At 46.4% G+C, this 12,581-nt stretch carries 6 protein-coding genes, 2 tRNA genes and 3 rRNA genes; 3 read left to right on the forward strand and 8 right to left on the reverse strand.

Annotated features, from left to right (window positions below; all coding sequences use genetic code 11):
* Nucleotides 1–39 precede the first annotated feature (39 nt).
* The 3 genes from ileS to PGW99_RS11460 are packed head-to-tail and all read left to right on the forward strand — an operon-like array spanning nucleotide 40 to nucleotide 3,891.
* Entirely contained in the window at nucleotides 40–2,883 is a 2,844-nt protein-coding gene (gene ileS / locus PGW99_RS11450; RefSeq protein ID WP_273777841.1) for an isoleucine--tRNA ligase, read from the forward strand.
* Nucleotides 2,876–3,412 carry a signal peptidase II gene (lspA, locus tag PGW99_RS11455; RefSeq protein ID WP_273777842.1) on the forward strand — a complete coding sequence of 179 codons (537 nt, stop codon included), beginning with the start codon at nucleotides 2,876–2,878 and terminating at the stop codon, nucleotides 3,410–3,412. The genes ileS and lspA overlap by 8 nt, the downstream gene beginning before the upstream one ends.
* Complete coding sequence (locus tag PGW99_RS11460) at nucleotides 3,409–3,891, forward strand: FKBP-type peptidyl-prolyl cis-trans isomerase (RefSeq protein ID WP_273777843.1); 483 nt, start codon at nucleotides 3,409–3,411, stop codon at nucleotides 3,889–3,891. Before lspA ends, PGW99_RS11460 begins: the two co-directional genes overlap by 4 nt.
* 60 nt (nucleotides 3,892–3,951) lie before the next feature.
* Here PGW99_RS11460 and PGW99_RS11465 read toward each other — a convergent pair whose 3' ends face one another.
* From PGW99_RS11465 to tyrS, 8 genes are all read right to left on the reverse strand, one after another.
* Nucleotides 3,952–4,575 carry a class I SAM-dependent methyltransferase gene (locus PGW99_RS11465; RefSeq protein ID WP_273777845.1) on the reverse strand — a complete coding sequence of 208 codons (624 nt, stop codon included), beginning with the start codon at nucleotides 4,573–4,575 and terminating at the stop codon, nucleotides 3,952–3,954.
* A 510-nt stretch (nucleotides 4,576–5,085) separates the two neighbouring features.
* Nucleotides 5,086–5,200 (reverse strand): 5S ribosomal RNA (gene rrf / locus PGW99_RS11470).
* Nucleotides 5,201–5,370: 170 nt separating this feature from the next.
* Nucleotides 5,371–8,260: ribosomal RNA gene (locus PGW99_RS11475) — 23S ribosomal RNA — on the reverse strand.
* Nucleotides 8,261–8,632: 372 nt separating this feature from the next.
* Nucleotides 8,633–8,708 (reverse strand) — tRNA-Ala (locus PGW99_RS11480).
* Between the two features lie 38 nt (nucleotides 8,709–8,746).
* Nucleotides 8,747–8,823, reverse strand: a tRNA-Ile gene (locus PGW99_RS11485).
* 61 nt (nucleotides 8,824–8,884) lie between these two features.
* A 16S ribosomal RNA gene (locus PGW99_RS11490) occupies nucleotides 8,885–10,420 on the reverse strand.
* The 16S, 23S and 5S rRNA genes sit together here with 2 tRNA genes alongside, the layout of an rRNA operon.
* Before the next feature lie 420 nt (nucleotides 10,421–10,840).
* A complete protein-coding gene (locus PGW99_RS11495; RefSeq protein ID WP_273777847.1) occupies nucleotides 10,841–11,110 on the reverse strand; it encodes a hypothetical protein in 270 nt (89 codons plus the stop codon).
* Nucleotides 11,111–11,296: 186 nt separating this feature from the next.
* On the reverse strand, nucleotides 11,297–12,529 hold the full coding sequence (gene tyrS / locus PGW99_RS11500) for a tyrosine--tRNA ligase (protein WP_273777848.1): 1,233 nt from the start codon (nucleotides 12,527–12,529) through the stop codon (nucleotides 11,297–11,299).
* Between the last annotated feature and the right edge of the window lie 52 nt (nucleotides 12,530–12,581).

Raw genomic sequence — 12,581 nt, forward strand, 5'->3', positions numbered from 1 at the left:
ACGTCAGCGCTCCGCTGATTGAACTGGAAGACAACTTGCATGAGCGATAAGCAAACTCCTGAAAATGCAGTGGACTATAAAGCCACGCTGAACCTGCCGGGCACCGATTTTGCCATGAAAGCAAATCTGGCCGTGCGTGAAGTGAAATGGTTAGAAGAGTGGTACGCCGACGACATTTATCAGCAGATTCGTGCATCGCGCATCGGCAAGAAAAAATACGTCCTGCACGATGGTCCTCCGTATGCCAATGGTCAAATCCACTTGGGCCATGCAGTCAATAAAGTCCTGAAAGACATCATCATCAAAAGCCGTGTGATGGATGGCTATGATGCACCGTATGTACCAGGTTGGGACTGTCACGGTTTGCCAATCGAACTGAAAGTGGAAGAAAAAGTCGGTAAAGTGGGCGTAAAAGTGGATGCCGCAACTTTCCGTAAAGCCTGTCGTGAATACGCGATGAGCCAGGTGGAACTGCAGAAAAAAGACTTCATCCGTATGGGTGTATTCGGCTCATGGGATAATCCTTACCTGACCATGAACTTCAAGCAGGAAGCGGATATCGTTCGTGCACTGGGCGCGATCCAGAAACAGGGCCATATCCAGCCGGGTCTAAAACCGGTGAACTGGTGCCTGGACTGTGGTTCAGCACTGGCTGAAGCCGAAGTTGAATATGAAGATAAAAAGTCTGACGCGATTGATGTTGGCTTTAGCGTGGTCGATTTGGCTGATCTTTCTGCACGTTTGGGTGTACAAGTTCAGGATGCAACGGACATCGTAATCTGGACCACCACACCTTGGACATTGCCAGCGAACCAGGCTGTTGCCCTGCATGCTGAGATCGAATACCAGTTGGTGAAAGCCCGTGGTGAAGAAAAACAGCCACAAAACTTCATTTTGGCCAAAGATCTGGTGGAATCTGCCACTGAACGCTATGGCTTTAACAGCATTGAAGTGATTGCCGAATTTGCCGGTGCAAAACTAGAACATCTGGTCCTACAACATCCATTAATTGCGGAACGCCAAGTTCCGGTGATTCTGGGTGAGCACGTCATCGCGACCAGTGGTACTGGTGCAGTACATACCGCCCCTGGCCACGGTGTAGACGACTATAAAGTCGGTCTGATTTATAACCTAAAAGTGGATAATCCAGTCGGTGGCAACGGTGTGTATTTACCAACCGCACCGATTTTTGCCGGTGAACACATCTATAAAGCCAACCCGCAAATCATTGCTGCCTTGGCCGAATCTGGCAAACTTTGGGCGCATGTCGCGATCAAGCACAGCTATCCGCACTGCTGGCGCCACAAAACCCCGATTATCTTCCGTGCGACGCCGCAATGGTTCATCAGCATGGATCAAAAAGACCTGCGTGACAGCGCACTGAAAGCCATCCGTGAAGACATCGAGTTTATCCCGGACTGGGGTCAAAACCGTATGGAATCCATGGTGGAAGGCCGTCCGGACTGGTGTATTTCGCGTCAGCGTACCTGGGGTGTGCCAATTCCGTTCTTTGTACACAAAGACACCAACGAACTGCACCCACGCACTGAAGAACTGATCGAAGAAGTGGCGAAGCTGATCGAACAGGAAGGCATTGATGCCTGGTTCAGCCGCGAAGCCAAAGATTTCATCGGTGATGAAGCGGAACAGTACAACTGTGTACGTGATACCCTGGACGTCTGGTTCGACTCAGGTACGACCCATTATGCCGTATTGCGTGAGCGTGAAGAGCTGACCGATCCTGCGGATCTTTATCTGGAAGGTTCAGACCAGCACCGTGGCTGGTTCCAGACTTCGTTATTGGCTTCAATTGCCATCAATGACCGTGCACCGTACAAAGGCCTGCTGACTCATGGTTTCGTGGTGGATGAGAAAGGCCGCAAGATGTCAAAATCGCTGGGCAATATCATTACCCCGCAAGACATCATCAAGGACATGGGCGCGGATGGCTTACGTTTCTGGATCGCATCCTCGGATTACCGTTATGAAATGACTGCCGGTAAGGAAATCTTCAGCCGTGCATCAGATGGTTACCGTCGTATCCGTAATACCCTGCGTTTCTTGCTGGCTAACCTGAATGGCTTCAAACCATCAACCGATGCCCTGCCTGTAGATCAATTAATTGCATTAGATCAATACATTCTGCAACGTGCGGCTGAAGTTCAGGACACCATCAAGAAAGCCTATGATGATATGAACTTCCATATCGTCTGCAGTTCATTGACCAATTTCTGTATCAATGACCTCGGTGGTTTCTACCTCGACATCATTAAAGACCGTCAGTACACCACCAAGACGGATTCACAGGCACGTCATTCAGCACAAACTGCGCTGTATCATCTGGTACAGGCCTTTGTGCGCTGGATGAGCCCGATTCTGAGCTTTACCGCACAGGAAGCTTGGCCATTGATTCCTGAGCAAACAGAAAAATATGTCTTCACCGCAGAATGGTATGACATTCCGGTCTCCACAACGGCCAACCTGTTGTCTGAAGCCGACTGGCAAACCCTGATCAGCGTGAAATCTGCGGTGAACAAGCAGATTGAAGCGGCTCGTAATGCCAAGCTGGTCGGTTCAAACCTGTCTGCCAAAGTTGAGCTCTGGGCCAATGCTGAATTGAAAACCGTGCTGAACCAGTTAGGTGATGAATTACGTTTCGTCTTGATCACTTCACAGGTTGCAGTCCATGACTTTGCTGAACAAGGTGAAGCAACGGATCTAGAAGGACTACGCGTTCAGGTGTCTGCAGCAGAGGGTGAGAAATGTGTACGCTGCTGGCATGTACTGCCGGATGTCAATACACATCATGAACATCCTGGCTTGTGTGGTCGTTGTATTATCAATCTTCCATCAGGCCAAGGCGAAGAGAGAAAGTATGCCTAACACCGAGCAGAAAAAGGGCTTATTTCGGTTCTATCCGCATAATCTGTTATGGCTGGGACTTGCTGTCCTGGCCATCGTGCTGGATCAGTGGACCAAATGGATTGCTAGTACTTATCTGAATTATGCAGATCCAGTACCCGTCCTGCCCTTTTTAAATTGGACATTGCTGCATAACTATGGCGCTGCCTTTAGTTTCTTGTCCGACGCAGGAGGATGGCAACGTTATTTCTTTACGTCGCTGGCAGGGATCGTGTCACTGGTTTTTGCATTCTGGCTGTTACGTATGCCAAAAAAATTGGTGATTCTGCCAATGGCGATTGCCCTGATCCTAGGCGGCGCCATCGGCAACCTGATCGACCGGGTAACTCTAGGTTATGTGGTGGATTTTATCCATGTCTATTATCAAAATAGCCATTTCCCTGCTTTTAACATTGCAGATAGTGCCATTACCCTTGGTACGATTCTCCTTTTGATAGATACCTTTTTCCTTGAGAAAAACCGTATCCAAAATGCGGAAGCGCAAAAATGACTGAAATTATTAATCCTAACGAAGAAATTCGTATCGAAGCCGGTTCTAAAGTAGATTTGCATTTTTCGGTTGCCATCGAAAATGGTGTAGAGATCGACAACACCCGCAACCGTGAAGAACCGGTAAGCTTGGTGATTGGTGATGGCAACTTATTACCCGGTTTTGAAAAATCACTGTTTGGTTTGCGTGCTGGTGACCGTCGTACTGTGCATTTACCACCTGAAGATGCTTTCGGTCCATGGAATCCGGAAAATGTACAGAAATTTGATACTGTCAAATTTGCACAAACCCCGATTGTAGGCCATATGATCGAATTTGAAGACAAAGCGAAAGCAAGTCTGTTCGGTGTAGTGAAATCAGTTAATGAGGATATTACCGAAGTGGATTTTAACCATCCACTGGCCGGTAAAAACATTACCTTTGAAGTGGAAATCTTCAAAGTCACCCCTGCTGGTCAGCAAGGTATTAAATTGATGTGAGTTCAAGCTTCATCATCGGAAAGCCTCCTCTCTAGGAGGCTTTTTTATAAAAGAAAAAAGTCAAGATTTGACGATTTGAATCATAAATTGGATGACATGGCTTTTGCCATGATGCAATTTTCCTTCATATCGCTCAACATCCCCCACAAAAAAATGCACTAGATGATCATTCTGGAAAACCTGTAAAATTTCTTGAGGATCATACAGGAAATCAAATTTACCTGGCCCACCCGTCTGATAGTTCAGCTGTGTTTTAGAATAGACTTCCCCGATAAAATATCCGCCATTTTTCAACGCCTGACGAATTCCGTGTAAGGTCTTCAATCGGGTATCAGAGCCAAAATGACCAAATACACATAGGATATTGTCATATTCATTTTCAGGCCAGCTAGCATGTGCCAAATCCACACAGTAAGTTTTCGACTCAATTCCCTGAGTTTGTGCATAGGATTGGGCATTGTCGATTGCAACTTTCGAATAGTCCCACATCTCAACATCAATCGGTAAATGCTTTTCTTGTGCACTACGGGCAATATAAAGAATATTACGGCCTTCACCTTCGGCGATAGCTAGAGTATGGCCAGAAATAGGATAGCGCCGATTAATTTCCTGAATAAAGACATTAGATTCAGCCCCATACAAATGTCCAGTTTCTTGATAACGTTTATCCCATATATCTTGCATATGAACCGCCTTTGGAATTTTACAAATAAAGTCAAATTTAAAATCGTCTTGATTCTAGATAATTCAAACAGATTATAAAAATATATTTTGTTTAAAGAAGTCTAATTATTCACTTTGCCGAAACGTGAAATTTGTACGCCATAACGTACAGCACAAGAGGCCATTCACGACTATTCACCTTCTCTCGAATCTTTTATCTTTAACTCAACAAAAGACAGGATGTTTCTTTCATAATAAGAATAAAAAATAAAGACGACAAGGTGGTCAAAGCCGTAACAGGCAAGTTACATGGCATCATAGTGATACGAAAAAGCCCTATCAGGAAGATAGGGCTTTTTCATATGTACATTAATTAATACCATCTAACTTTTAAAAATTTCCCCTCACGTTCTATTTTGATCTAGTCGTGATGCTCAGGAGGCTAAGGTGTGGGTAAAATCTTTTGCATTTTTTACTAGGCAAAGAAAAAACCCCCACCATATTTAATGGTGGGGGTTTTTAGGAATAATGAGCTGGCGATGACTTACTCTCACATGGGTAACCCCACACTACCATCAGCGCGAAGAGGTTTCACTTCTGAGTTCGGGAAGGGATCAGGTGGTTCACTCTTGCTATTGTCGCCAGCACAACTGTTATGGTTTTCAGTGGTCTTACTTGATGCCACTTAGTTACCAAATCTTGAACAGATTGGGCTGTATTGAATCTTACTTTAAGGTGTTCATTTTAGCTTTAGTTTTAACTAAATCAAGTATTTATGATGAATCTAGCTTGATACAACAACTGTTTGGGTGTTGTATAGTCAAGCCTCACGATCAATTAGTATTGGTCAGCTTCACATATCACTATGCTTCCACATCCAACCTATCAACGTCCTAGTCTTGAACGGATCTTTAGAGGACATAAAGTCCTAGGGAAATCTTATCTTGAGGTAGGCTTCCCGCTTAGATGCTTTCAGCGGTTATCCCTTCCGAACATAGCTACCCGGCGATGCGACTGGCGTCACAACCGGTACACCAGAGGTTCGTCCACTCTGGTCCTCTCGTACTAGGAGCAGATCCTCTCAAATTTCCAGCGCCCACGGTAGATAGGGACCGAACTGTCTCACGACGTTCTAAACCCAGCTCGCGTACCTCTTTAAATGGCGAACAGCCATACCCTTGGGACCTGCTTCAGCCCCAGGATGAGATGAGCCGACATCGAGGTGCCAAACACCGCCGTCGATATGAACTCTTGGGCGGTATCAGCCTGTTATCCCCAGAGTACCTTTTATCCGTTGAGCGATGGCCCTTCCATACAGAACCACCGGATCACTAAGACCTACTTTCGTACCTGCTCGACTTGTGGGTCTCGCAGTTAAGCGCGCTTTTGCCTTTATACTCTACGCGTGATTTCCGACCACGCTGAGCGCACCTTCGTACTCCTCCGTTACTCTTTAGGAGGAGACCGCCCCAGTCAAACTACCCACCAGACATGGTCCTCGACCCAGATTATGGGTCAGAGTTAGAACCTCAACATTACCAGGGTGGTATTTCAAGGACGGCTCCATTGGAACTGGCGTTCCAACTTCAAAGCCTCCCACCTATCCTACACAAGTAAGGTCAAAGTTCAATGTCAAGCTGCAGTAAAGGTTCACGGGGTCTTTCCGTCTAGCCGCGGGTACACTGCATCTTCACAGCGATTTCGATTTCACTGAGCCTCTGCTGGAGACAGCGCCGCCATCATTATGCCATTCGTGCAGGTCGGAACTTACCCGACAAGGAATTTCGCTACCTTAGGACCGTTATAGTTACGGCCGCCGTTTACTGGGGCTTCGATCAAGAGCTTCGCTTACGCTAACCCCATCAATTAACCTTCCAGCACCGGGCAGGCATCACACCCTATACGTCCACTTTCGTGTTTGCAGAGTGCTATGTTTTTAATAAACAGTTGCAGCGGCCTGGTTTCTGTGGCTGCCAGCAGCTCAAGGAGCAAGTCCTATCACCGCCGGCAGCGTACCTTCTCCCGAAGTTACGGTACCATTTTGCCTAGTTCCTTCAGCAGAGTTCTCTCAAGCGCCTTGGTCTACTCGACCTGACCACCTGTGTCGGTTTCGGGTACGATTCCTGTGTAACTGAAGCTTAGAGACTTTTCCTGGAAGCATGGTATCAGCCACTTCACTGTACAAGTACAGCTTGCTATCAGATCTCAGCATAGAGTACCCCGGATTTGCCTAAGATACATGCCTACATCCTTTCACCTGGACAACCAACGCCAGGCTGACTTAACCTTCTCCGTCCTCTCATCGCATTACACAGAAGTATTGGAATATTAACCAATTTCCCATCGACTACGCCTTTCGGCCTCGCCTTAGGGGTCGACTCACCCAGCCCCGATTAACGTTGGACTGGAACCCTTGGTCTTTCGGCGAACGGGTTTTTCACCCGTTTTGTCGTTACTCACGTCAGCATTCGCACTTCTGATACCTCCAGCAGACTTCTCAATCCACCTTCATCGGCTTACAGAACGCTCCCCTACCACGTATACAAAGTATACATCCGCAGCTTCGGCACATAGTTTTAGCCCCGTTACATCTTCCGCGCAGGCCGACTCGACTAGTGAGCTATTACGCTTTCTTTAAAGGGTGGCTGCTTCTAAGCCAACCTCCTAGCTGTCTATGCCTTCCCACATCGTTTCCCACTTAACTATGATTTTGGGGCCTTAGCTGGCGGTCTGGATTGTTTTCCTCTTGACTACGGACGTTAGCACCCGCAGTCTGTCTCCCGGATAGTACTCATAGGTATTCGGAGTTTGCATCGGTTTGGTAAGTCGGGATGACCCCCTAGCCGAAACAGTGCTCTACCCCCTATGGTATTCGTCCGAGGCGCTACCTAAATAGCTTTCGGGAGAACCAGCTATCACCGAGTTTGATTAGCCTTTCACCCCTATCCACAAGTCATCCCCCGGCTTTTCAACGACGGTGGGTTCGGTCCTCCAGTTAGTGTTACCCAACCTTCAACCTGCTCATGGATAGATCACCCGGTTTCGGGTCTATACCCAGCAACTAGACGCCCTATTAAGACTCGATTTCTCTACGGCTCCCTATACGGTTAACCTCGCTACTGAATATAAGTCGCTGACCCATTATACAAAAGGTACGCAGTCACACCACGAAGGTGCTCCCACTGCTTGTATGCATGCGGTTTCAGGATCTATTTCACTCCCTCACAGGGGTTCTTTTCGCCTTTCCCTCACGGTACTGGTTCACTATCGGTCAGTCAGGAGTATTTAGCCTTGGAGGATGGTCCCCCCATATTCAGACAAGGTTTCACGTGCCTCGCCCTACTCGACATCATTATCTAAGCCCTTTCGTGTACAGGACTATCACCCACTATGGTTGCACTTCCCAGAGCATTCCACTAAAACTTAGATAACTTAATGGGCTAGTCCCCGTTCGCTCGCCGCTACTAAGGGAATCTCAATTGATTTCTTTTCCTAAGGGTACTGAGATGTTTCACTTCCCCTCGTTCGCCTTGCATGACTATGTATTCATCATGCAATACCTATCTTATGATAGGTGGGTTCCCCCATTCAGATATCTCCGGATCACAGGATATTTGCCGCCTCCCCGAAGCTTTTCGCAGGCTATCACGTCTTTCTTCGCCTCTGACTGCCAAGGCATCCACCACATGCACTTAATTACTTGACTATACAACCCCAAACAGTCGTTAATCCCTACAAGTAGGATCAAGACAGATTAACTAATTACTTAGTCAATCCACAGTTTGTTGCCCGTGCATTTAAGCACTGTACAGCTTCAATCTAAATTCATATACCAAAACGCTTGATTCAGTTAATTTGCTAGTTCTCAATTTCATTCAACATTCACAATTGCTTGCTACTGTCTTCTGAATTGAGTGAACAATTTATTTTAGACTCAATTTTGCCAATCTGTTAATGAATAAACACGCCTTCGTCAGGTCATGCTTAATACCGTGATACTTAAATCACAGAAATTAATAAACATCATCGTATTCATTAAGTTCTGCAATCTTTAGCTTTAGCCTCGTACCGAAATACGTGGTGGAGACTAGGAGAGTCGAACTCCTGACCTCCTGCGTGCAAAGCAGGCGCTCTACCAACTAAGCTAAGTCCCCAGCTATATCATTAGTCAATGTATCGTATGAGTATGTCATGGTGGGTCTGACAAGACTTGAACTTGTGACCCCACGCTTATCAAGCGTGTGCTCTAACCAACTGAGCTACAGACCCTCAGATACATCGTCATGAAGAACAACTTGTTGTGGATTCTTACTAATCGTCAATCTTTCGTTAAGGAGGTGATCCAGCCGCAGGTTCCCCTACGGCTACCTTGTTACGACTTCACCCCAGTCATCGGCCACACCGTGGTAACCGCCCTCTTTGCAGTTAGGCTAGCTACTTCTGGTGCAACAAACTCCCATGGTGTGACGGGCGGTGTGTACAAGGCCCGGGAACGTATTCACCGCGGCATTCTGATCCGCGATTACTAGCGATTCCGACTTCATGGAGTCGAGTTGCAGACTCCAATCCGGACTACGATCGGCTTTTTGAGATTAGCATCACATCGCTGTGTAGCAACCCTTTGTACCGACCATTGTAGCACGTGTGTAGCCCTGGCCGTAAGGGCCATGATGACTTGACGTCGTCCCCGCCTTCCTCCAGTTTGTCACTGGCAGTATCCTTAAAGTTCCCACCCGAAGTGCTGGCAAATAAGGAAAAGGGTTGCGCTCGTTGCGGGACTTAACCCAACATCTCACGACACGAGCTGACGACAGCCATGCAGCACCTGTATGTAAGTTCCCGAAGGCACCAATCCATCTCTGGAAAGTTCTTACTATGTCAAGGCCAGGTAAGGTTCTTCGCGTTGCATCGAATTAAACCACATGCTCCACCGCTTGTGCGGGCCCCGTCAATTCATTTGAGTTTTAGTCTTGCGACCGTACTCCCCAGGCGGTCTACTTATCGCGTTAGCTGCGCCACTAAAGCCTCAAAGGCCCCAACGGCTAGTAGACATCGTTTACGGCATGGACTACCAGGGTATCTAATCCTGTTTGCTCCCCATGCTTTCGTACCTCAGCGTCAGTATTAGGCCAGATGGCTGCCTTCGCCATCGGTATTCCTCCAGATCTCTACGCATTTCACCGCTACACCTGGAATTCTACCATCCTCTCCCATACTCTAGCTTCCCAGTATCGAATGCAATTCCCAAGTTAAGCTCGGGGATTTCACATCCGACTTAAAAAGCCGCCTACGCACGCTTTACGCCCAGTAAATCCGATTAACGCTCGCACCCTCTGTATTACCGCGGCTGCTGGCACAGAGTTAGCCGGTGCTTATTCTGCGAGTAACGTCCACTTATCCCAGGTATTAACTAGGTAAGCCTCCTCCTCGCTTAAAGTGCTTTACAACCAAAAGGCCTTCTTCACACACGCGGCATGGCTGGATCAGGGTTCCCCCCATTGTCCAATATTCCCCACTGCTGCCTCCCGTAGGAGTCTGGGCCGTGTCTCAGTCCCAGTGTGGCGGATCATCCTCTCAGACCCGCTACAGATCGTCGCCTTGGTAGGCCTTTACCCCACCAACTAGCTAATCCGACTTAGGCTCATCTATTAGCGCAAGGTCCGAAGATCCCCTGCTTTCTCCCGTAGGACGTATGCGGTATTAGCGTTCCTTTCGAAACGTTGTCCCCCACTAATAGGCAGATTCCTAAGCATTACTCACCCGTTCGCCGCTAAGCTAAGGTGCAAGCACCCTCGCTCCGCTCGACTTGCATGTGTTAAGCCTGCCGCCAGCGTTCAATCTGAGCCATGATCAAACTCTTCAGTTTAAAATCATTTGCCACTTTTTCGAAGTAGCCAAATCTGGCTCATTAATCTTACTGACTAAAAATTCGCTCAAATAAACTTCGAGTAATTTCTACCAATTCAATCAATGATAATTTATCGATCAATCAACCAGTAAAAATCCACACAAGTTGTTCTTCATAATCTCTTAATGATCTCTTCCCTACCTCGTCAGTAGAAAATAACGAAAAAGATACTTAACAACCTCACCCTTGGTGAAGCTTCGTATCAATCGCGTCGGGATGTGCGTATTCTAGGGGATTTACTGTCGTTTGCAACCCCTATTTTGATTAATTTGCTATGGATGTCGTTTTTTTCAGCTATTTTGCTAAAAAATCTATTTTTTCGCTGTATTTTTCGTCATTTTTTCCTTTTTTATGCAATTTTTTTCTTTTTAATTGGAATTAGTTGAGTTGCCGCTGCTGCATTACTTCAATCAGGGTCTGCCGTTTACCTTGATAATCCTCTCCAGCAAACACCATTTTGGCACGATAGGGTAAATGCTCACAGACTAGTGAAAATAATAGATAGGTTGCTGCGATATCCAGCTCATTTAGATAACTCAACGCGCGTTTAATGGTAATCGCCGGGAAAGAGCGCGAAGTGGTATTGAACAGTACGTTCAAAATAAAATTGATTTTATCGTCATACCAATCTGTGGTGTTGTAGTACATAGCACTCCCGAATGATTGTTATATGGGTTGCCTTTTATGCTTTTGAGTGTATCGCTTCTTATAATTCTCAACCAGTTGCAATCTGTAAAAAAATCTTATTACTCTTTTATAAACTCACCCCCAACAAAAAAACCTCATAGCAAGCTATGAGGTTCTTCAATTATTTCTCAGCTTTTCAGCCACGCTTTAGTCGGTAAATGTAACCCGTGCAATGGCTTTTTTACCCGCCTGGATAATATAGGTCTGGTTTTCTTTCACCGAGAAATTCCCATCTACGACTTCCCAATCAACTTTTACCGCACCACGTGCCACAGCATCTTTTGCTTGCGCGGCATTCTTGGTTAAGCCAGCTACACGTAAAATCGAGGCAATGAAAATTTCACCGCCAAACTCAGCACGTGAAATGGTGACTTCTGGTGTACCTTCCGGCACTTCCCCTTCAGTAATCACATTACCCGCACTCTTATGCGCATTTTCAGCTGCTTCTTTATCATGGAAGCGCTCAATCAATTCCAATGCAAGAATACGTTTGATTTCCTGTGGATTACGCCCATCTGCCATCTCTTTCAGCAAAGCCTGAATTTCTTCTACAGACTTAAAGCTGAGCAAGTCAAAATAACGTTCAATCAAGCTATCTGGCATCGACAGGATTTTTTGGTACATCGTTCCCGGTGTATCAAACACGGCGATATAGTTGCCTAAAGATTTAGACATCTTATTGACGCCATCTAAACCTTCAAGAATTGGTACGGTAATACAGACTTGAGCTTCTTGCTCGTAACGACCCTGTAAAGTACGACCCATCAACAGGTTAAAGGTCTGGTCGGTACCACCGAGTTCAACATCTGCATGTAAGGCCACAGAGTCATAACCTTGTACCAGTGGGTACAAGAATTCATGAATTGCGATCGGTTGCTGGTTGTTATAACGCTTGGTGAAGTCATCACGCTCGAGCATACGTGCAACGGTTTGCTGTGAAGCCAGCTGGATAAGATCCGCTGCAGTTTTTTGTGCAAACCACTCGGAGTTAAACACCACCTTGGTTTTATTCGGATCGAGGATTTTAAACACCTGCTCCTGATAAGTTTTGGCATTTTCCAGCACTTTTTCTTTCGACAACGGCGGACGAGTAGCACTTTTTCCCGTTGGATCGCCGATCATGGCGGTATAGTCACCAATCAAGAAATAGACTTCATGGCCCAAATCCTGAAAGACTTTTAATTTATTGATCAGCACCGTATGTCCCAAGTGCAAATCTGGTGCAGTCGGATCAAAACCTGCTTTAATTTTCAGAGGTCGGTTCTCTTTGAGCTTTTTGAGTAAATCCTCTTCAGAGATAATTTCATGAGTGCCTCGTTGAATGAGAGCAAGTTGTTCTTCAGCCGGCAGGAAATTTGACATCACAAAACCCAAACACATCAGTTATTCAATTTGTGCGATATACTAACACTTTTTCAGCACATTGCAGGCG

Source organism: Acinetobacter sp. GSS19, assembly GCF_028621895.1.
Classification (GTDB): Bacteria; Pseudomonadota; Gammaproteobacteria; order Pseudomonadales; family Moraxellaceae; genus Acinetobacter.

Coding starts and splice junctions, on each gene's coding strand:
- ileS (WP_273777841.1), top strand. CDS start 40: ATGAGCGATAAGCAAACTCCTGAAAATGCAGTGGACTATAAAGCCACG.
- lspA (WP_273777842.1), top strand. CDS start 2,876: ATGCCTAACACCGAGCAGAAAAAGGGCTTATTTCGGTTCTATCCGCAT.
- PGW99_RS11460 (WP_273777843.1), top strand. CDS start 3,409: ATGACTGAAATTATTAATCCTAACGAAGAAATTCGTATCGAAGCCGGT.
- PGW99_RS11465 (WP_273777845.1), bottom strand. CDS start 4,575: ATGCAAGATATATGGGATAAACGTTATCAAGAAACTGGACATTTGTAT.
- PGW99_RS11495 (WP_273777847.1), bottom strand. CDS start 11,110: ATGTACTACAACACCACAGATTGGTATGACGATAAAATCAATTTTATT.
- tyrS (WP_273777848.1), bottom strand. CDS start 12,529: ATGTGTTTGGGTTTTGTGATGTCAAATTTCCTGCCGGCTGAAGAACAA.